Below are 19459 nucleotides of genomic sequence, written 5' to 3'. Positions count from 1 at the left end.
GTCTCCTTGATCAGCATTAGTTTTTCTAGAGGCGAAAAACATTATTCTATTCCAGTTCATCTTTGCAGGTGATTGGCTGGCTGGTTTAGCAGGCTGTTGCGGATAAATTGTCCCAGTAAATCCAGCCCCAGAACCAGGAGGAGAATAACCAGCACCAGAGTAGCTACTTCGTGATAGGCAAACAACTGCATGCTGAGGGTTAGCTGGGTACCGATCCCGCCGGCTCCCACAAAACCCAGGACGGTAGCAGCTCGCATGTTGCATTCCCAGCGAAAGAGGGTATAGGAGAGCAGTACCGGCAGATTTACAGGAATACGGGCATAAAGCAGCACCGCCAGCTCAGAGGCGCCAGTAGCCCGCACCGTATCTACCAGCCGCTGGTCAGTCGCCTCAAGAATTTCGGCATAGAGTTTGCCCAGAATGCCCAGACTGTGGGTAGCCAGAGCCAGTACACCCGGAAAAGGGCCCAGACCGACAGCGGTGATAAAGATCAGGGCCCAGAGCAGCTCGGGGACGGCCCGGCAGAGATTCAAAAGCGAGCGGCTGAGATAATACAATTCCCAGCGCAGCAGCCAGGGCAGGGTTCCCTGCGCGACCCGGGAGAGCTCTTCACCCCGGGGCGGGGTAGCCAGGATAGTCAGGGGAATGGCTCCCATGATTGCCAGGGCGGTACCGGCAGTGGAAATAGCCAGGGTTTCCAGCAGAAGTTTGCCCACAGTTCTGAGAAATTCCGGGCTGAAATCCGGGGGCCAGAGGCCCAGCAGAAAGGCCTGCATGTTCTTCAGGTTACCGGCTTCCCGGAAAGCAGCGGGCTGGAATTTAGTATAGCTGAAACTCCAGCTGACCAGCAGCAGCAGAAAGAGGATCAGAGTCAGATGGCGGATCATTCGCTTAAGCATCAGCCCACCTCCCCGGTCCGGGGAAAGCCTCCGGTGGGCCATCATAGATCAGTTGCCCCTTCTGTAGCACCAGTAAACGTTGACAGTAAGTTAGAGCAAAATCCACCTGGTGTAAATTGCACACTAAAGTTATTCCCTGTTTTTCATTCAGTTCCTTAAAGATATTGAGCAGGAGATGGGCGGTATGGACATCCACCGAGGCAATGGGCTCGTCGGCCAGGATGATCTCCGGCCGGGCCAGGATGGTACGGGCAATAGCTACCCGTTGCTGCTGACCTCCGGAAAGTTCACTGGCCTTCACTTCCAGTTTATTGGCCAGGCCGACACTGGCCAGTACTGCCTGGATCTCCTCCCGTTCCCGAACGGTTAGCCAGCCGAGGGAGCGCATAACCTGCCAGGGAGAGATACTGCCCAGGCGGCCCATATAGACATTGTGGGCAACACTGAGTCCCGGAATCAGATTATAGTTTTGATAGACCAGGGAGATGCGGGTGCGGAGCTGGCGCAGCTGGCGGTGGCTGAGTTCTGCCAGGTCCTGACCCAGCACCGAGACCCTGCCGGAAGTGGGTAAAAGCGAGCCGTTTAAAAGGCGGAAAAGGGTGGTTTTCCCTGAGCCGCTGGCCCCGAGAATTCCCACCCGTTCTCCCGCCTTGATTGAAAAAGACACTTCTTTGAGGGCCTTGGTACCATTGCCATAGACCTTACTGACATTCTCTACCTGTATGATCGGCTTCATTGTTTTAACAACCCCAGTCGTCTGGCTTCCTGTTCTACATAGGCGTAGTCTTCGGCTTTAACCCTGGCAAAGCCTTCAGCCCGTAAAAGCTTGAGCAACTCCGGATCTTTGATGCTGAGAAAAGCGTCCACTATTTTTGCTTCCAGCTGAGGGTCCATGCTGTCCTGGACACACCAGGGATACCCTTCAATGGGGTCAGATTTGGCCAGAATGCGGATTTTGTTTTTGTCGATTTTGCCATCTTCAATTAGCTTGTTCAAAATTCGGCCCTCCAGGCCACCGGCATCCACTTTGCCATTCTGAACAGCCAGAGCAGTGGCATCATGTTTGCCGGTATAGATGATATTGGCGAAATCATCCGGTACCTTCAGCCCGGCCCGGTCGAGCATAATCCGTGGATACAGGGAACCGGAGGTGGAGTTAATATCCCCGAAGGCGAAGGTTTTGCCTTTCAAATCCTGCAGGGTTTTAATAGGGCTATTGGCCGGGGTAATAATCAGGCTGTAGTATTTGGTAGTTTTGGTTTCACTGTCAATCTCCGTGACGATAGGATGAATTTTCGCTTTTTGTTTGGCCTGTACATAGGTGAGACCGCCGAAATAGGCCATATCCAGTTTATCTGCAGCCATTGCTTCTACTACACCGGCATAGTTGGTGGCAACAAACAGCTCTACCGGCATGCCCAGCTTTTCCTCGAGATATTTGCGGAAAGGCTCATATTTGGCTTTAATTTTCTCCGGGGCCTGGTTGGGTATGAGGCCGACCCGTAATACCTTGGGCTGCTCTTTCTTCTCACTGGTAGTGGCTGTTTGCTGGCTGCAAGCTGCGGACAGCAAGGCCACCAGTATGATCAACAGGGTGAGTGCTTTTCTAATCACAACCCTCATCTCCTTCAAGCTAATCTTGTTTCATGGTTACTATAGCATAAATTACTTTTTTTCGTCCAATTAAAGTTTTTTATCAGATTGAGCTGGTGATAAATTTTGCTTATAACATTGACATTGACCGCATAAACTGTATATAATACTTAGCAAACAAAGTAATAAAAAGCGATGACGGAGAAAAGTAGCACGGGTCATACCTCCCAGGGAGGCGGGGTCGGCGACTGGAAGCCCTGCCAGGTTAGCCGTAGCGAAGTTCCCTCCTGAGCAGCCAGCTGAACGCCATTTCGGCCAGTAGGTGCGGCCGGTCACCCTGACCGTTATCCCGGGGGGCATATCGGACTTACGGTCCCGTATGCTTAATGAGTGCCGGCTATCAGCCGGAAACTGGGTGGTACCGCGGAGCACAGGCTTCGTCCCATTATTTTGGGACGAAGCTTATTTTATTTCTAAAGCAAAAGGAGGGTCATGGGATGGAAATGCAGGTATTGAAAAACCCCAATCCTAAACCGGTGAAGGTGGGTGAGATCTTTTTTGGCGGCAGCCAGGTGGTGCCCATGGCCGGTCCTTGCGCCGTGGAAAGCCGTCAACAGGTTCTGGCCTGTGCTGAAGCGCTGCACAAATTAGGAATAAAAGTCATGCGCGGGGGTGCTTTTAAACCCCGTACCAGTCCCAGGGGGTTTCAGGGCCTGGGGGAAGCTGGCCTGGAATTACTGGCTGAAGCCAAGGCCAGATACGGACTTTTGCTGGTTTCGGAAGTAATCGATGAGGATTCCCTGCGGGCGGGAGCAGAAGTGCTGGATATCATCCAGATCGGTTCCCGCAATATGCAAAATTTCAGCCTTTTGCGCAAAGTCGGTCGCCTGGGTAAACCGGTACTCCTGAAGCGGGGCCTGGCGGCCACCCTGCAGGAATGGTTAGCGGCAGCCGAATACATTCTGGCGGAAGGCAATGATCAGATTATCCTCTGTGAACGGGGGATTCGCACCTTTGAACCGGCTACCCGCAATACCCTGGACCTGGGGGCGGTAGCCTGGCTCAAACAGGAAGTGGGTTTTCCGGTAGTGGTGGACCCCAGCCATGCCAGCGGGCAAAGACGGCTGGTGGGGCCGCTGGCCCGGGGAGCGGTAGCCTGTGGTGCTGATGGGCTTTTGATTGAAGTGCATCCGGAGCCTGACCAGGCTTTGTGTGATGGGCAACAATCCCTCAATTTCGAGCAATTTGCCCGCCTCTTACAGGAACTGGAGCCTGTGGCGAGGGCGGTTGGAAAAAGTTTGGCATAAGGAGGAAAGCGACTGTGCGGCAACAACTGGAGCAAATGGAACAGACGGCCCTGCAGGAAATCAGCGGGGTTCAGGACCTGAACGCCTTAAATGAAATACGGGTAAAATATCTGGGCAAGAAAGGGGAACTGACTCAAATCCTGCGCGGCATGGGAACACTAAGCCCGGAAGAGCGGCCGGTCATCGGCCAGCTGGCCAATACGGTAAGGGAGCGATTGGAGTCAGCTCTGGAAAGCAAAACCGCTGAGCTGAAGGAAAAAGCCAAGCAGGAAAGGCTGGCCCGGGAAAAAATTGATGTTACTTTACCCGGCCGCCCGGTATTAAGAGGCCATAAGCATCCTCTCACCCAGGTGCTGGAGGAAATCCAGGAAATCTTCCTGGGTATGGGCTTTGCCGTGGCGGAGGGCCCGGAAGTAGAATATGACTACTATAATTTCGAAGCATTGAATATCCCCAGGGATCATCCGGCCCGGGATATGCAGGATTCCTTTTATGTAACCTCGGAAATTCTGCTGCGTACCCATACTTCACCGGTACAGGTACGTACCATGGAGGCCATGCGACCCCAGGTGCCAGTGAAAATTATCGCTCCGGGCAAAGTCTATCGACGCGATGATGATGCTACCCATTCTCCCATGTTCCACCAGGTGGAGGGGCTGGTGATAGATCGCGATATTTCTTTTGCCCATCTCAAGGGTACGCTGCTACTGTTCGCCCGGCAAATGTTCGGACCGGAGCGGGAAATCCGCCTCCGCCCCAGTTTCTTTCCCTTTACGGAACCCAGTGCCGAGGTGGATATTTCCTGTATGATGTGCGGCGGTGCGGGCTGCCGGGTTTGCAAAGGGACAGGGTGGCTGGAGATTTTAGGGGCCGGGATGGTTCACCCCAATGTACTGGCCATGTCCGGCTATAATCCCGAGGAAGTGACTGGCTTTGCCTTTGGCATGGGGGTAGAGCGGATTGCCATGCTGAAATACGGTATCGATGACCTGCGCCTGCTCTTTGATAATGACTTGCGTTTCCTGCAACAATTTTAGACTGGAGGGAAGAGAGAGTGCGTGTTTCCTTTAACTGGTTACAGGAATATGTGGATTTGACGGGGATTACCCCCGAGGAACTGGCAGAAAAAATGACCCGTTCCGGGGTAGCAGTGGAAAACCTGCACTACCGGGGGGAAGGGATAGAAAAGGTAGTCGTGGGCCGGGTGGAAAAAATTGAAGCCCATCCCAATGCCGATAAGCTGCGGATTTGCCAGGTCAATGTCGGGGAAGCTGAGTGGCTGCAAATCGTTACCGGTGCCACCAATGTCCAGGCCGGGGATGTGGTGCCCGTGGCCCTGGTGGGAGCGCGGCTGCCGGGGGATATCAAAATCAAGCGGGGCAAACTCAGAGGGATAGAGTCCAATGGCATGCTCTGTTCCGGAGAAGAACTGGGGATTGAAAAACGATTGCTGCCGGAAGGACAACAGGACGGGATCCTGATTCTGCCTCCGGACATCCCCCTGGGAGCAGATATCAAGGAAATTCTGGGCTTAAATGATGTGGTTCTGGAGCTGGAACTCACCCCCAACCGGTCGGATTGCCTGTCCATGCTGGGAGTAGCCTATGAGGTGGCGGCTTTACTGGGCCGGGAAGTGCGTCTGCCGGCCCTGGAGTACCGGGAATACCAGCCGGGGGCAGCGGAACAGGTCCAGGTGGAAATCGTTGCTGCTGATCTATGTAAACGCTACACAGCAACGGTTATTCGGGAAGTCAAGCTGGGGCCTTCACCCCTATGGCTGCAAAATCGTTTGCAAGCAGCGGGAGTACGTCCCATCAACAATGTGGTGGATATTACCAACTATGTTATGCTGGAACTGGGCCAACCCCTGCATGCTTTCGATTATGATACCTTGCAGGGACAGCGGATTGTGGTGCGGCGGGCAGCAGAGGGCGAAGAGCTGACCACTCTGGACGGGCAAGAGCGGACGCTGAGCAATGATGACCTGGTCATTGCCGACAGCCAGCGGGCCGTGGCTCTGGCCGGGGTCATGGGTGGACTGGATACTGAGGTAACAGCGGCTACCAGCCATATTCTGCTGGAATCGGCCTGGTTTGCCGGAGCCACTGTGCGCCGGACCTCCCGCAAACTGGGGCTGAGGTCAGAAGCATCCCTGCGCTTTGAAAAGGGACTGGATCCTGAGCTGGCACCATTAGCTGCCCGGCGGGCGGCCCATTTGCTGGAACGGCTGGCTGGCGGGCAAGTGGCAGCCGGTATGGTAGATGTACAGGTGGTAAAGTGGCAGGCACCGGTGATCAGGCTGAAAACCCAGCGGGTTAATTCCTATCTGGGGCTGCAGCTGACCTCTGCAGAAATTGCTGAGCTGCTGGAACGCCTGGGTTTGACCGTGAACGAAGCGGAACCGGGCGTACTGGTAGTAACAGTTCCCAGCCGGCGCCAGGACCTGAGCATTGAAGCTGATCTGATTGAGGAAGTAGCCCGGCTCTATGGCTACGACCGCATTCCTACTGATTTGCCGGTAATGGCTACCACCCAGGGACGCTTGAAGCGGGAACAGGCCCTGGCGGCCCGGGTGCGGGACTATCTGGTAGGAGCGGGCCTGACGGAAGTGATCAATCTCAGCTTTGCCAATCCCGGCCAGCTGGAGAAGTTGAACCTGCCCCAGGGCAGTCCCCTGGCCCGGGCGGTAGTAATCCAGAATCCTCTCAGTGAGGAAGCATCACAAATGCGGACCACTCTCCTGCCGGGCCTGCTGGAGACAGCGCGACGCAATTATAACCGGCGGCTCAGGGAAATGGCCATTTTTGAACAGGGTCATGTTTTCCTGCCCCTGGGGGAAGGAGAATTGCCACGGGAAAGCCTGGAGCTGGCCTTCCTGGGCCTGGGCAGCAGCCCTCGCAGCTGGCTGGGGGCAGGCCAGCCCTATGATTTCTACTGGGCCAAAGGCATTGCCGAGGGATTATTTCAGCTGCTAGGTATTACTGATGTACGCTGGCAGCCGGTGGATTTCCTGCCCACCTTCCATCCGGGCCGTACGGCACGGGCAGTAGCTGGCGGCCGGGAACTGGCCTTGATCGGGCAGCTTCACCCTGATGTGGTGGAAAACTATGAATTGAGCGGGGAGATTGTAACTGGCGAAATGTACCTGGAAAATCTCTTTGCTGTTGCAGGTGGAGTGAAACAATACCAGCCCCTGGCCCGCTTCCCCGGCATTGCCCGGGATTTGGCCCTGCTGGTACCGGTGGAAACCCCGGCGCAAGAACTGTTGCGGGTAGTGTGGGAACAGGGCGGTGAAATCCTGGAGCGGGTGGAAATCTTCGATGTCTACCAGGGGACCCAGGTGCCGGCGGGCTGGAAGAGCATGGCTCTCAGCCTCTATTACCAGGCGGCTGACCGTACCTTGACCGATGAAGAAGTAAATGCCCGGCAGGAGCGGATCCTGACTGCTGTAGCTGCGGAGTTTGGTGGCAAGCTGCGCTAGGCGGATTTTGTTCCGCGATGGGGGGTCAGATATAATGACCGAGGAAAAAATTTCCCTTTAGTATCTTTCTACACCCCTCCGGCCACACTATCATTAAACAGCAATGCTGGAGGGGTGTGTATGCAAATTGAGGCCTATTTTGGCAATCTCAAACGGGCCAGTGAAACGGTAGCCCGCTTGAAAGCTGCTGGCTTTAACAAAGTTTATATGGATATCAATGACCATTACAATGAAGACCTGAATGTGGACACCAATCTGGCCGGTGCTGAGGGAGCACCCAGTCTGGCTGGCCTGACTTTGCGCTCTGCCGCTCATGCGGTGGATATGAGCAAATCTCCCCTGGCAGCGGCCAGCCCCATGGCCAGTGGTTATGGGCGGTTCGAGGAAATAGCTGATGTTAACTGCAAGGTAATTGTGGAGGTAGAAGAGGGCAAAGCAGAAGAGGCGCGCCAGCTGCTACGCCAGGAAGGTGGCGAGTTGAAGGATCCAAATATCGCCCGGCCGCGAATTATCGATGATGCAGATCTCCTGGATGCTGTGATCGATAATATCAGTAAAAACATCTAGTGCGAAAAAACATTTCAAAGTGTGGCTACGGTCACACTTTTTTTATTTGGACTGTGTTACAATTTAGCCAGAGCTTACCACTACAAGAAAAGATAAGAGGAGGATGATGGAAACATGTTCTGTTACCAGTGTGAACAAACCGCTGGCGGCAAAGGCTGCACCACTGTAGGGGTCTGTGGCAAGAACGAAGATATTGCGGCTCTGCAGGACCTGCTGGTCTTTGCCCTCAAAGGAATTGCTGCCTATGCCTATCATGCCCGGGAATTAGGTTATGTCGATGAAGAAATTGATGCTTTTATGGAAAAAGCAATGTTCACTACTCTTACCAACGTGGACTTTGACCTGAACCATCATATCGAAATGGTACTGGAAGCTGGTCGTATTAACCTGAAGGCTATGGAGCTGCTGGATAAGGCCAATACCGAACGGTTTGGTACTCCCGTACCTACCACTGTTGAAACCGGCAGCAAGCCTGGCCCTGGTATCCTGGTCACCGGCCATGACCTGCTGGATCTGTATGAGCTGTTGAAGCAAACTGAAGGCACCGGGATCAATATCTATACCCATGGTGAAATGCTGCCGGCCCATGCTTATCCGGAACTGAAGAAATTCCCCCACCTGGTGGGCAACTGGGGCACTGCCTGGCAGAACCAGAAAAAAGAATGGTCCGAGTTCCCTGGCGCTATCCTGGTAACCACCAACTGTGTGCTATTGCCAGCTGAAGCCTATAAAGACCGGATTTTCACCTGTGGTGTAGCGAAGCTGCCCGGTGTACCCCATATTCAGAACCGGGATTTCTCTCAGGTAATTGAAAAAGCCAAATCCCTGCCGCCCTTGCCGGAAGCGCCTAAAGGCACTCTTTCCACCGGCTTCCATCATGTGCCGGTACTGAGCCTGGCCGATAAGATCATTGAAGCGGTGAAAGCAGGCAAAATCAAGCACTTCTTCCTGGTAGGCGGCTGCGATGGTGCCAGGCCGGGACGTAACTACTACACTGAATTCGTGGAAAAGGCTCCTAAGGACACCGTTATCCTCACCCTGGCCTGTGGTAAATATCGCTTCAACCACCTGGATCTGGGGGATATCGATGGTATTCCCCGCCTGATCGATATCGGCCAGTGCAATAACGCCTACTCTGCGATCCAGATCGCTCTGGCCCTGGCCAATGCCTTTAACTGCGGAGTCAACGACCTGCCTCTGAGCCTGGTGCTGTCCTGGTTTGAACAGAAGGCCGTTGCTATCCTGACCACCCTGCTCTACCTGGGTATCAAGAATATGCGCTTAGGTCCTACTCCTCCGGCTTTTGTGACTCCGAATGTATTCAAGGTCTTGCAGGAAAACTACAACCTGCAGCTGATCACAACTCCGGAAGAAGACCTGAAAGCGATTCTTGGCTAAGCAGGAAAACCCCCATCGGTTTACTGGACCGGTGGGGGTTTTTAGTATTTTGTCTGTTATAAGGGTCCGCAAAATTATGGTAAGGTCAATTACACGTTTTATTTTTATCTTACCTTTCCAGATTCAAATGAGCTGAAAACTTTTTCAGGAATGAAACCAGCACATTCACACTCTTCTTGATATCAGGATCTGAATTCAACTGCCGTATTATAGCAAACATGCTTTTGGGTTGTTTGTTTTTGTTTTCTTCTATGGCTTCATTCAAAGAATTTATCATACCCAGTAAAAGCTCGCCGCCACCTAAAGCCAGTACTTGGTCCAGCATCGAAACTAATTCCACTACTTGTTTCAGAATATCAGTAACAACCCCTGCTGTAGAAGAATCTTTTACAGATTTTACTATTCCTACTAGTTCAATTAAAACATCAAATGCGCCTGATTCCTGCAGTTTATTTACTTCAGCAATTAAAGACTGGAGGTTTTTACCGGCCTTTTGAACCTCTCGCAAAAGCTCAATCATTTCCGGCGTATTTAATTCATCGGCAACTTCACCGATTTGAACCACGGTACTGACCAGGTTTTGCACTACCGAAGCATCCATTGAATCAATGGCGGCATTGATAAGGCCTAACAGCTGATTGGTTTTTCCTGCTGCTTCAGAGTCATTTTGAACGGTGTGTACAACATTTTGTGCGGGTTGGGACATGGTTCACCACCCCCTTTACATGATCCCACGAACGGATAACCAGTACAATTCATTGTAAGCAAGCTTAAACCAGTGCAACATTTCAGAAGATGGCATAGGTTGAGGTGGTGTCTTATAATCAAACCAAATATAGGTTGCCTCATTCAAACCTGACTCAATAAAGCAAAACGCTTTACCGCTGTAACGATGAGAAGCAGGGAGTCCTTTTATCTGGCTAATAATATTTTTAACAACTACATCCGCCTGATAATGGGCAGTAGAACCAGCTTTACTTACTGGAAGATTGGTTGCATCACCTAAAACATAAACATTGTCTTGACCAATCATTTTTAAACTGTAACGGTCAGTGGGAATAAATCCGTCTTCATCTCCAATATTGGAATCCCTAACCACTTTTGCTCCGACATGCGCCGGTACGGAGATAAGCAAATCATAAGGATGCGCGGTTCCGTCCATGTTGTATGCCAGTTTTTTGTTTGGATCAACTTCTTCAAGATTAAAGAAAACTTCATACTCGATGCCGCGTTTTTCAAATTCCGCCTCTGCCCATTCGGCAACAGGTTCCAGAGAATGAATACGGCCAATAGGATAAGTATACTTAAGTGTTACTTTATCGCGAATTCCTAAATCTCTGAACAGTTCATCTGCCATAAAAATCCACTCAAGCGGAGCAACAGGACACTTGTGTGGAACATCTATGGTCATTAAGATTGTACCACCTTTAAATTTGAAGAGTTCATCACGTAACTTCGCAGCACCTTCAGGCGTATAGAAATTATGTGAAGCCTCAGCCAGCCCGGGAACTGAATTGAAATCCGGGTACGACCCCGTTGCAATCACCAGAAAATCATAATTATAGGATTGCTTAGTAGTGGTTACAGTGTTGTTGGCTGTATCAATTTTTGTTGCTTCTTCAAGTATAAACTTAACCTTTGGATGTAAAAGATGTTTTTGTTCCCTGGAAAATTGCTCTAATGTGCCTTCGTTAAAGGACATAAATAAAAAACCAGGTTGATAAAGGTGCTGTTTTTTGTTCCCAATAACCAACACTTCTACTTCGCCACTATATATTTCCTTTTGCATGGATTTTGCCAAGCGGTTGGCCACCATGCTACCAGCCACGCCACTCCCTAAAACGATAATGCGTTTGGCCATCAGGTTCACCTCCCTGTGCGAAAATAAAAAATAAATTACTTCAATTTTTTAACAGCTATACGCCAAAAATTCCCGTCTTGCTTACTGTAAACAAGCTCATGTCCCATCTTGCTAACCCATTCCGGAACATCTTTAGCCGAACCACTGTCACTGGATAACAATTCGTATACTTCGCCAACGTTACCTCTTTTAATTGTTTTTACTAACTCCATCAATGGTCCTGGACAAAATGCACCACGAGCATCAATAGTTTTTGTAATTTGTACTTCAGACATATTATTACCCTCCTTTAATTTACATTACAATAATTTGACTGCCTACAGCTTTACCAAGGAAAGCAGTGACACCGATAATATCATCAAATACGTCTACTAAATCTTCTTTCTTCCATTCCATTAAGTCCATTGCCATTGCGCAACCGTATACATTACAGGTGCCCATATCTCTTGCATTTTCTAACAACTGATAAAAAAGTTCAACGTTCTTATTGAGCATCTCTTGGCCAATTTCACCGGTTTTGAAGTTTTTGGATTCAATTACATCTTTGCGGAAAGCTTTAAGTGCATCCATTGTTACAAAAATGTTTACTTCCATGCCGGATACGGCAGCTACTGAGCTCACCAAGCAACCTGCATGTAATTTTTCCATTTCTCCGGAAATAAGGATAACAGTTAATTTTGGTTGTTCCATTTTATCTTCTCTCCTTTTTTAGTTTAGTTTTGTGAATCTTTTCAACCGCTTTTTTATTTGACAAATTTTCTTACCTTTTTGAGATTCTCACCACCTTGATACATCTTAGATTGGTATTATGTAAGTTTTAATAAATTTCCCCCGTCACTTTATATTTTTGTTTTTTATAAATTATTTGACGCAGGGAAAACTTTATCATACTACTTAATCCGTATTTTAAGTTATTACATATACCCCGTATATGTATTCTTTTATTATTATAATTCACTAAATTCGCTTTGTCAATCATTTATTGAAAAGTCAGCGCTGAAGCATGAAGTTTTTGAGAAGTCTTCTATTTTAGATAACTAACACTTTTTAATGTTTGCTAAGGTTCAAAGTTCTTAGGTATGATATTGCAAAAAAAAGAAGACACTACGACTCTTTAGAGTTAAAATAATGTTAGGGGAGATATTATGACACGAGGTGACCACTGATGGCGATTCTGGAAACAGCCAATATTGAGCAAGGCATGCCCACGGTGGAGCAGGCCCGGCTGCGCTTGCTGCAGGCCCTGCGGGGTGCCAAAGCCCGGCGGGCCAAGGCAGTAAAAGTAATCCACGGCTACGGTTCCAGTGGGGTGGGTGGCACTTTGCGGGGGGAAATGCAAAAAGCCCTGGCTGCTCACCGCCGCTCAGGCTTAATTCGTCACTTTGTTTCCGGTGATAAATGGTCCATCTTTACGCCGGAAGGGCGGAGGGCTCTGGAACTGGTGCCGGAACTGAAAGGGGACCGGGACCTGGACCGGGGTAATCCGGGAATAACGATTGTTATTTTGTAGGCAATAGCACCCTTTTACCCCCTCTGTCATAGGCTGAAATGAAGTCCTGACAGAACGGGGGGTGATGCCGGTTGAAGACAGCGACATATCTGGCAGCTGTACCTGCCCGCCGCAGCTGGCTATCCAGCCTGGGCCCGGCCGTGGTGGTAGCGGTGGCCTATGTCGATCCAGGCAATTTTGCTGCCAACCTGGAAGGGGGAGCCCGTTTCGGCTACAGCCTGCTCTGGGTACTGCTGCTCAGCAATTTAATGGCAATTTTTCTGCAGCGCCAGTCAGCCAAACTGGGGATTGGCGCCGGGAAAGACCTGGCCACACTGTGCGGGGAACAGTTTCGGCCAGGAGTCAATCGCCTGTTATGGTTACTGGCGGTAATCGCCGCTATGGCTACTGATCTGGCTGAATTTCTGGGAGCGGCCCTGGGGTTTTATTTGCTGCTTGGGGTTCCCCTCTGGCTGGCCGGGCTATTGACAGCGGTGGTGACTGTTTCCATTCTGGCCCTGGAACGCTATGGGCAAAGACTGCTGGAAATAGTGATAGGCACCATTGTAGCTTTAATTGGGTTCTGTTATGTGATAGAATTGTTTCTGGCCAAACCTGATTGGCCGCAGGTGCTGGCCCATACAGTAATTCCCCGTTTGCCTGCCGGCTCGATTCTGGTAGCGGTGGCTATGCTGGGGGCAACGGTAATGCCCCATGTAGTGTTTTTGCATTCTCAGCTGGTGCTGGACCGGCGCCCCCAGGGAGCATCTGCAGATTTTTTACGCCAGCTGTTTCGCTGGGAATGCCGGGATATTGCCCTGGCCATGAATACCGCCTTTTTCATCAACTGGGCCATGGTGGTGGTGGCAGCGGCAGTTTTCCACCGGCAGGAGATTGCAGTAAACAGTCTGACCGGTGCTTACCACAGTTTACAGCCAATGCTGGGCAGTCTGGCCCAGCTGGTGTTTGGCATTGCCCTGCTGGCTTCCGGCCTTTCCTCCTCTGTGGTGGGGACGATGAGTGGCCAGCTGGTGCTAAAAGGCTTTATCGGCCTTGACCTGCCTGTGACCTGGCGACGGCTTCTGGTCATGGGCCCGGCTCTGGCGGTTTTGCTCTGGGCAGCCGATCCCCTGCAGGCCCTGGTGTTCAGCCAGGCGGTCTTGAGTTTTGCCCTGCCAGGGGCGATTGTGCCGCTGCTTCTGCTGACCCGGCGCCGGGATTTACTGGGGGAACTGGCGGACCGGCCCTGGGAACAGCTGCTGGGCTGGAGTGTGGTGACTGTGGTGCTGGCTTTTAACGGCATACTATTATTGAGCGGTTTTGGGGGGTGAGCCCCCCATTTCCCCTTTTCACAGAAAAAAGACCTTTACCCCGACCTGCAGTCGAGGTAAAGGTCTCGTTGCCCGTCCCCGGGTTTGGACGGTGGCAGAACCGGGTATTGCTACCAGTATGTCGATTCTGCCTGTGGCAGGTTAATACCACCAACTACTCCCCTTTACACTGGCAATATATGCACTATCCTGCCCAGGGGTGCATACATTGAAGCAGAAGACAGGTACTGGGGGGAGGAAAATGCCACAGGAAGAACTAATCTTCTGGCTGGGAATATTACAGGAACATCTGCAGACAGCGAAAAACCGGCTGGCGGAAGGGGAAAAAGCCTGGCGGCAGGAGGCGGAACAAATTCAACAACGCCTCCAGGCCGTGCAGGACCAGCTGCGGGGAGGCTATTTTGTCAGCAAGGCAGATATTCTGGCCCTGGCCCGGGAAACCTGCCGCTGGCTGCGGCGTTTGCTTTATCGCATGTTGCGCTGTCAGGTGCAGGCCAGCCTGTATCCCCTGCTGGTGGACCACTGGGCCCGGGAGACCCGCTTTTTCTGTCAGTTATTGCGGTTGAGTGCCACCGGTAACCCCCATGCCCGCCTGGGACAGTTAAGGGAGAGTTTATTCTGGTTACGTATTTTTGCTGAACACCTGCAACTGCTCAGCCAGCAGCTGGATCCTACGGAACAGTTACTTCAGGCTGAAGCAGCCCTGTTGTTGCGGCGACTGGAACGATGTCGCCTGACTCTGAGTAACTGGGAGTCTCTGGTGGGGCAGGATAGAGATTTCCCCCTCACCCTGGGCCAGGCATTGGCGGATAGCCGGGAAACGGTGCTGGCGGTGTTGAAATACAAACAAAAAGTAGCGCGGCGGGCCAGACGGTGTCAGTTGCTGGCGGTTTTTCCGGCTGACTGGCCGGAACATCTGTTGCGGGAAGGACGTTATTTTCTCAGTCTCTGGCCATAGGAAAACAGAAAGAGAAAGGAAGGACAAGGGATGGACAGCTATCGTTCGGTAGGCCGGGAAGCGGTGGCGGAAATTGTGATCAAAAAATCCCGGTTTATCTGTTATGTAAAGCCTGTGGAAACTGCCGAGGCAGCCCAGGAATTTGTCGAGGCTATTCGCAAAAAACACTGGGATGCTACTCACAATGTTCCAGCCTGGCGGGTGGGAATGCCGGTACCGGCAGAAAGGTTCAGTGATGATGGCGAACCGGCGGGAACAGCCGGCATGCCGGTACTGGAGGTATTGCGCAAACAGGAGGTAACCAACTGCGTACTGGTAGTGACCCGCTATTTTGGCGGCACTTTGCTGGGAGCAGGGGGCCTGGTGCGGGCTTATACGGAAAGTGCCGTTAAGGGGCTGGAGGCAGCCGGGATTGTTACCTATCACCTTTATCGGCGATTTACCATTATAGTTCCTTACCCGCTTTTGGGCTCCATCCTCCATCTGCTGGAAAAGTTGGAGGGTAAACTGGAAGAACCGCTTTATGGAGCAGAAGTCCAGGTAAGGGGTTGGTTACTCCCTGAGCTGCAAAACAAGCTGGAAAAGGAAGTGGCGGAACTGGGGCAGGGACAGCTGCAGGTGGAATGGGGGGAAAGCTGTTACTTGCCGTAAATGCCTTTCAGCGGTCCCTTCCAGAAACGCAATCTATTAGCCAGGCCGGGATATCTGGCCTGTAATTTTTTTTGCCATTTCCGGGCCCAGGGCCAATCGGGGGCCAGCAAATAGAGGGCCAGCAGCAAAAACAGAATTCCCTGCAGAACTGGTAAAAAGAGACCGGCGATGCCCAGGATTAGAAAAATCAGGCCCAGGCTGAGGCGCAACAGCTTTTTAGCTTTTTCTCTCATGAGCGTCTCCTTCCTTTGGGACTTCTTCACACTTCTATTATGACTGATTAACCGGGCAAAAGCAATGGGACTGGCACCCGGATTCCTGGTCCCCGATAGTATATTACACAATCACACACAGCACAATCGAGGGGACAGTGAATGAGCATTCTTCCAGTCCAGCCTGAGTTAAAGGAAACCCTGTGGGGCGGTACCTGGTTCTGGCGCCAGGGACTGCACCAGGAGGGGAGAAGACGGATAGGGGAAATGTGGTATACGGTACCGGGTATGCCCCTGATGGTGAAATTTATCGATGCAGCGGCACCCCTTTCCCTGCAGGTCCATCCGGGCGATGCCCAGGCCTGGCAGAGTGAGGGCAAAAGGGGTAAAACGGAGGCCTGGTATATCTGGTCCACTGAACCAGGAGCGTATATCTATTATGGGTTTCAGCGTCCAGTGGAAAAAAAAGAGGTGGAAGCGGCTATTCGCGCGGGCCAGCTGGAAAAACTGGTGAAAAAAGTGAAAGTGCGGGCCGGGGATATGATCTTTGTGCCTCCCGGGACTATCCATGCCATTGGCGCCGGGGTAAGATTGGTGGAAGTACAAACTGCGGTAGACCTGACCTACCGGCTGTACGACTGGGGACGGGGCAGGAAACTGCAGATAGAGAAAGGACTGGCGCTGCTTAACACTGCTGCTGTAGAAGAAAATATCGTGGTGTCTACCCTGGAACGGCAGCTGACGGAATTGCATTGTCCGGCTTTCAGATTACAGAAACTCAATTTGCAAGGGCAGATGCAACTATCCCCCGGCGGTTCCTGGTTTTTCCTGGTCGGTCTAAAGGGGGAGGGGCAGCTTAGCAGTGGCCGGTGGCTCTATCAGGTGAAACCGGGAACAGTGTATTGGCTGGATTCAACACCGGTTTGGTTAGGAGGCAAGATAGAGGTTTTAATCTTGAATGGAAATATTTGATATAATATAATAATTTTAGTTTCTTGTATGGCAGCGATTTTCCCATTATGGAGTATGCACCGCAAGCAGGACTCCAGACCTTGTTAACTTTGGGACTATCGGAAAGTACATTGAATTGTATATTCGTGAAAATGCCAGACAATTGCTGGAAGACGAATAAGAGACCCTTTGCCAGATATATTGACAAAGGGTCTTAAATTTTCTGTTTTACACCCCAAAAGGCTTCAGAACCCGTTCCAGAATGCCATGGACGGCAGCAATCAGTACCCCGTAGTTGACAATGGGCACCTGGCGACTGCGGGCCTGTTGCAGGCGGTGTAGCATGGAACGCCGGTTTAACATACAGGCACCACAATGGACGATTAATTTAAAATCCTCCAGGTTATCGGGATAGCCCTGCCCGGATGACCAGGTGTACTGCAGTTCTCCGCCTGCCAGCTGATTGAGCCAGCGGGGAATTTTGGCCCTGCCGATATCATCGGGTTGCCGGTGATGGGTACAGGCTTCAGCGATCAGCACCCGGTCCCCGGGTTTTAACGCTGAGATCGCTCGTGCACCTGCGGCCAGGGTGGCCAGATCTCCTTTGTAGCGGGCATAGAGGATGGAAAAGCTGGTCAATGGTACATTTTCTGGCACCAGCCGGGAGACCAGGCCAAAGGCCTGGGAATCGGTGACCACCAGGGCCGGGGGCTGCTGGAGATTGGCCAGGGTTTGTTCCAGTTCGAATTCCCGGCAAACATAGGCCATTACCCCATGATCCAGGCAATCCCGCAGTACCTGAACTTGCGGCAGTATCAAGCGGCCTTTGGGAGCAGCGGAGTCAATGGGGACGACCAGTACCACTGTATCACCGGGCTTGACCAGGTCGCCCAGGATAGTTTCCGGCTCCCAGTTTTGCGGGGCCTGCTCGATCATCGCCTGTTTCAGTTCTTCGATTCCGGCGCCGGTACGGCTGCTAACCTTTACCCAGGGGAGGTCGAGGACGGCCCGGGCAGCAGCCAGATCGGGGTCAGCCAGGTCGCTCTTGTTTAGCACGCCGACCAGGGGCAGGTTGTGCTGCCGGCAGAGGGCGGCGATCTCCCGGTCAAAGCTGGTTATCCCGGTAGTAGCATCCACCACCAGCAGGGCCAGATCGGCTTTGGGCAGCACTTCCCGGGTTTTTTGTACCCGCAGCTGGCCCAGTTCCCCTTCATCATCCAGACCGGCGGTATCGATCAGCACTACCGGGCCCAGGGGCAGGATTTCCATGGCTTTGTAGACTGGATCTGTGGTGGTGCCGGGGATAGGGGAGACCAGGGCGATGTCCTGGTTGGTCAGGGCATTGATCAGACTGGATTTACCGGCATTGCGGCGACCGAAAAGGGCAATATGCAGGCGATTGGCACGAGGGGTTTCCAGCATCAGTGTTCCTCCTGTTCATCCCTGGCGCAGATACCGGGGGGGCCGGCGGCCGGCCCGGGCGATCTGCTCCAGTGCATAGTTGAGATTGACGGGATTTTTGTTGCTGTAGATCTGGTAATTACCCCGGTACTGGGGTGGGGTCATAATCAACATAATGGTATTGGCACCGGCGCGCAGAGCCAGTTCCTGGCCGCGGGGATGCAGGGTAGCCATAGCGGTAGTGGCGGGCAGGAAAACATTCTGGCAGACTATCCGGGTCAGGGCCACTACCCGCAGACAGAGGTGCAAATCCCCTGGCGGCTGATCGGCCCAGGGGGTATTGGCTGCCGGTAAAAAGGGGCCGATACCGATCATGTGAATGCCATCATCTTTAAAATGGAGAATATCGGCGGCCAGGTCCATTACTGTCTGCCCGGGAAGGCCCACGATATTGCCGGATCCGCTTAAAAGTCCGGCCTGTTTGATTAACTGCAGATGTCGCCGCCGTTCCCCGTAATCATCATCAGGATGGGCGGCTGCAAACAGACAGGGGGAGCCGCTTTCCAGTTTGAGCAGATAGTTGTTGGCCCCTGCTTCCCGAAGTAGCCGGTATTCTTCCGCCCTGCGTTCTCCCAGACTGAGGGTGATGCGCAGGCCGTATCTTTCCTTGATGGTCCGGATGAGACGCAGGATTTTTTCCGTAGTATAATAGGGGTCTTCGCCCGATTGCAGGATCACGGTGCGCAAGCCCAGACGGTAGATTTCATCCACTGTGGCCAGAATTTCCTCTTCGCTCATGCGATAGCGGGGCAGAACTGTATTATCCCGGCGCAGGCCACAGTAGTAACAGTTTTTACGGCAGTAGTTGGAAAACTCGATGGCACCCCGGATATCCACCATGTCGCCTACACATTCCTGGCGGACCAGATCACCGGCGGTAAGCAAAGCCTGTTCTTCCGCTTCATCCTGCACAGCCAGTAAACGGGCCAGCTCCTCCTGACTCAAGGGTTCTTCCCGCTCCAGACGCTGCAGCAATTCCCGGTAATCAGCGGCCAGGGGGTAGGCATAGACTGGTGACCAGTCGATGCGCCGGGGCTGGGTGGAATAAGGATAGATGCCTTCCCACTCAATGGCTTCAGCGGCCAGGATTTTTTCCACTTCGGTCCGGTGGCTGGCAGCAAAGCGGATGACAGTGGTACAGGCTGAACCTATGCCCCGGGGAGTAGGCAGCAGTTCCGTTGCAATTCCCGCTTCCCGCAAGGCGTGGTCTGCTTTCAACATATGCTGGGTGGAGGCACAGACCAGCAGCAATGATGGCTCTGTTCTGGCCTTAGCCATGAATTTTTGCAGGAGACTCATG

Annotated in this window: 20 protein-coding genes and 1 other annotated feature; of the genes, 10 read left to right on the top strand and 10 right to left on the bottom strand. The window is 52.3% G+C overall.

The features are described 5' to 3' along the window. Positions 1-56 precede the first annotated feature (56 nt). The 3 genes from phnE to phnD are packed head-to-tail and all read right to left on the bottom strand — an operon-like array spanning position 57 to position 2513. Positions 57-899 (bottom strand): phosphonate ABC transporter, permease protein PhnE, encoded by an 843-nt coding sequence (gene phnE, locus CTH_RS10440; RefSeq protein ID WP_207656814.1) that lies wholly within the window; start codon positions 897-899, stop codon positions 57-59. Then, positions 892-1635 (bottom strand): phosphonate ABC transporter ATP-binding protein, encoded by a 744-nt coding sequence (locus CTH_RS10435; protein WP_078665555.1) that lies wholly within the window; start codon positions 1633-1635, stop codon positions 892-894. Before CTH_RS10435 ends, phnE begins: the two co-directional genes overlap by 8 nt. Then, the gene (gene phnD / locus CTH_RS10430; protein WP_159073861.1) at positions 1632-2513 is read right to left on the bottom strand and encodes a phosphate/phosphite/phosphonate ABC transporter substrate-binding protein; all 882 of its coding nucleotides are present in this window, start codon (positions 2511-2513) and stop codon (positions 1632-1634) included. The genes CTH_RS10435 and phnD overlap by 4 nt, the downstream gene beginning before the upstream one ends. A gap of 165 nt (positions 2514-2678) precedes the next feature. Then, positions 2679-2940: a binding site (T-box leader), on the top strand. A 49-nt stretch (positions 2941-2989) separates the two neighbouring features. Here phnD and aroF point away from each other — a divergent pair. The 5 genes from aroF (at position 2990) to hcp (ending at position 9245) form a co-directional block, all read left to right on the top strand. Further along, entirely contained in the window at positions 2990-3799 is an 810-nt protein-coding gene (gene aroF, locus CTH_RS10425) for a 3-deoxy-7-phosphoheptulonate synthase (RefSeq protein ID WP_079907358.1), read from the top strand. Between the two features lie 14 nt (positions 3800-3813). After that, positions 3814-4836 carry a phenylalanine--tRNA ligase subunit alpha gene (gene pheS, locus CTH_RS10420; RefSeq protein ID WP_174183025.1) on the top strand — a complete coding sequence of 341 codons (1023 nt, stop codon included), beginning with the start codon at positions 3814-3816 and terminating at the stop codon, positions 4834-4836. Positions 4837-4853: 17 nt separating this feature from the next. After that, complete coding sequence (pheT, locus tag CTH_RS10415; RefSeq protein ID WP_107753815.1) at positions 4854-7280, top strand: phenylalanine--tRNA ligase subunit beta; 2427 nt, start codon at positions 4854-4856, stop codon at positions 7278-7280. 120 nt (positions 7281-7400) lie between these two features. Beyond that, positions 7401-7847, top strand: a complete 447-nt coding sequence (locus CTH_RS10410; protein ID WP_078665560.1) for a hypothetical protein — start codon at positions 7401-7403, stop codon at positions 7845-7847. Positions 7848-7961: 114 nt separating this feature from the next. Continuing rightward, positions 7962-9245, top strand: a complete 1284-nt coding sequence (gene hcp, locus CTH_RS10405; RefSeq protein ID WP_078665561.1) for a hydroxylamine reductase — start codon at positions 7962-7964, stop codon at positions 9243-9245. Positions 9246-9354: 109 nt separating this feature from the next. Here the strand turns inward: hcp and CTH_RS10400 are convergent, their stop codons facing one another. The 4 genes from CTH_RS10400 to CTH_RS10385 are packed head-to-tail and all read right to left on the bottom strand — an operon-like array spanning position 9355 to position 11796. After that, positions 9355-9951 (bottom strand): helical membrane plugin domain-containing protein, encoded by a 597-nt coding sequence (locus tag CTH_RS10400; protein ID WP_107753814.1) that lies wholly within the window; start codon positions 9949-9951, stop codon positions 9355-9357. A gap of 15 nt (positions 9952-9966) precedes the next feature. Then, on the bottom strand, positions 9967-11106 hold the full coding sequence (locus CTH_RS10395) for an NAD(P)/FAD-dependent oxidoreductase (RefSeq protein WP_078665563.1): 1140 nt from the start codon (positions 11104-11106) through the stop codon (positions 9967-9969). Between the two features lie 35 nt (positions 11107-11141). Further along, a complete protein-coding gene (locus CTH_RS10390; RefSeq protein WP_078665564.1) occupies positions 11142-11381 on the bottom strand; it encodes a sulfurtransferase TusA family protein in 240 nt (79 codons plus the stop codon). 19 nt (positions 11382-11400) lie between these two features. Next, the gene (locus CTH_RS10385) at positions 11401-11796 is read right to left on the bottom strand and encodes a DsrE/DsrF/DrsH-like family protein (protein WP_078665565.1); all 396 of its coding nucleotides are present in this window, start codon (positions 11794-11796) and stop codon (positions 11401-11403) included. Between the two features lie 475 nt (positions 11797-12271). On the opposite strand from CTH_RS10385, the gene CTH_RS10380 reads away from it, so the two are divergent. From CTH_RS10380 to CTH_RS10365, 4 genes are all read left to right on the top strand, one after another. Next, positions 12272-12616 carry a Smr/MutS family protein gene (locus CTH_RS10380; RefSeq protein WP_078665566.1) on the top strand — a complete coding sequence of 115 codons (345 nt, stop codon included), beginning with the start codon at positions 12272-12274 and terminating at the stop codon, positions 12614-12616. Positions 12617-12687: 71 nt separating this feature from the next. Next, positions 12688-13926: an Nramp family divalent metal transporter gene (locus CTH_RS10375; protein WP_078665567.1), complete on the top strand. Its 1239-nt coding sequence runs from the start codon at positions 12688-12690 to the stop codon at positions 13924-13926. Positions 13927-14167: 241 nt separating this feature from the next. After that, positions 14168-14884, top strand: coding sequence for a DUF2935 domain-containing protein (locus CTH_RS10370; protein ID WP_079906491.1), 717 nt, complete (start codon positions 14168-14170; stop codon positions 14882-14884). A gap of 30 nt (positions 14885-14914) precedes the next feature. Continuing rightward, on the top strand, positions 14915-15535 hold the full coding sequence (locus CTH_RS10365) for a YigZ family protein (protein WP_078665569.1): 621 nt from the start codon (positions 14915-14917) through the stop codon (positions 15533-15535). Here CTH_RS10365 and CTH_RS10360 read toward each other — a convergent pair. Beyond that, entirely contained in the window at positions 15523-15768 is a 246-nt protein-coding gene (locus CTH_RS10360; RefSeq protein WP_107753811.1) for a PGPGW domain-containing protein, read from the bottom strand. The two genes, CTH_RS10365 and CTH_RS10360, sit on opposite strands and share 13 nt — an antisense overlap. Positions 15769-15909: 141 nt before the next feature. Here CTH_RS10360 and CTH_RS10355 point away from each other — a divergent pair, with 141 nt between their 5' ends. Further along, the gene (locus CTH_RS10355; RefSeq protein WP_107753809.1) at positions 15910-16719 is read left to right on the top strand and encodes a class I mannose-6-phosphate isomerase; all 810 of its coding nucleotides are present in this window, start codon (positions 15910-15912) and stop codon (positions 16717-16719) included. Between the two features lie 207 nt (positions 16720-16926). On the opposite strand, the gene hydF is transcribed toward CTH_RS10355, so the two are convergent. Both hydF and hydE read right to left on the bottom strand, forming a co-directional pair. Beyond that, a complete protein-coding gene (hydF, locus tag CTH_RS10350) occupies positions 16927-18120 on the bottom strand; it encodes a [FeFe] hydrogenase H-cluster maturation GTPase HydF (RefSeq protein ID WP_078666405.1) in 1194 nt (397 codons plus the stop codon). A 15-nt stretch (positions 18121-18135) separates the two neighbouring features. Next, on the bottom strand, positions 18136-19458 hold the full coding sequence (gene hydE, locus CTH_RS10345) for a [FeFe] hydrogenase H-cluster radical SAM maturase HydE (protein ID WP_107753806.1): 1323 nt from the start codon (positions 19456-19458) through the stop codon (positions 18136-18138). Position 19459 lies beyond the last annotated feature (1 nt).

The sequence above is a fragment of the Carboxydocella thermautotrophica genome, from assembly GCA_003054495.1.
Lineage (GTDB): Bacteria > Bacillota.
This window is presented reverse-complemented; position numbering and strand designations above follow the sequence as displayed.

Excerpts from the sequence above, each read along its gene's own strand:
- phnE (WP_207656814.1), bottom strand. The coding sequence starts at position 899 with ATGCTTAAGCGAATGATCCGCCATCTGACTCTGATCCTCTTTCTGCTG.
- CTH_RS10435 (WP_078665555.1), bottom strand. The coding sequence starts at position 1,635 with ATGAAGCCGATCATACAGGTAGAGAATGTCAGTAAGGTCTATGGCAAT.
- aroF (WP_079907358.1), top strand. The coding sequence starts at position 2,990 with ATGGAAATGCAGGTATTGAAAAACCCCAATCCTAAACCGGTGAAGGTG.
- CTH_RS10410 (WP_078665560.1), top strand. The coding sequence starts at position 7,401 with ATGCAAATTGAGGCCTATTTTGGCAATCTCAAACGGGCCAGTGAAACG.
- hcp (WP_078665561.1), top strand. The coding sequence starts at position 7,962 with ATGTTCTGTTACCAGTGTGAACAAACCGCTGGCGGCAAAGGCTGCACC.
- CTH_RS10400 (WP_107753814.1), bottom strand. The coding sequence starts at position 9,951 with ATGTCCCAACCCGCACAAAATGTTGTACACACCGTTCAAAATGACTCT.
- CTH_RS10395 (WP_078665563.1), bottom strand. The coding sequence starts at position 11,106 with ATGGCCAAACGCATTATCGTTTTAGGGAGTGGCGTGGCTGGTAGCATG.
- CTH_RS10390 (WP_078665564.1), bottom strand. The coding sequence starts at position 11,381 with ATGTCTGAAGTACAAATTACAAAAACTATTGATGCTCGTGGTGCATTT.
- CTH_RS10385 (WP_078665565.1), bottom strand. The coding sequence starts at position 11,796 with ATGGAACAACCAAAATTAACTGTTATCCTTATTTCCGGAGAAATGGAA.
- CTH_RS10380 (WP_078665566.1), top strand. The coding sequence starts at position 12,272 with ATGGCGATTCTGGAAACAGCCAATATTGAGCAAGGCATGCCCACGGTG.
- CTH_RS10370 (WP_079906491.1), top strand. The coding sequence starts at position 14,168 with ATGCCACAGGAAGAACTAATCTTCTGGCTGGGAATATTACAGGAACAT.
- CTH_RS10365 (WP_078665569.1), top strand. The coding sequence starts at position 14,915 with ATGGACAGCTATCGTTCGGTAGGCCGGGAAGCGGTGGCGGAAATTGTG.
- CTH_RS10360 (WP_107753811.1), bottom strand. The coding sequence starts at position 15,768 with ATGAGAGAAAAAGCTAAAAAGCTGTTGCGCCTCAGCCTGGGCCTGATT.
- CTH_RS10355 (WP_107753809.1), top strand. The coding sequence starts at position 15,910 with ATGAGCATTCTTCCAGTCCAGCCTGAGTTAAAGGAAACCCTGTGGGGC.
- hydF (WP_078666405.1), bottom strand. The coding sequence starts at position 18,120 with ATGCTGGAAACCCCTCGTGCCAATCGCCTGCATATTGCCCTTTTCGGT.
- hydE (WP_107753806.1), bottom strand. The coding sequence starts at position 19,458 with ATGAGTCTCCTGCAAAAATTCATGGCTAAGGCCAGAACAGAGCCATCA.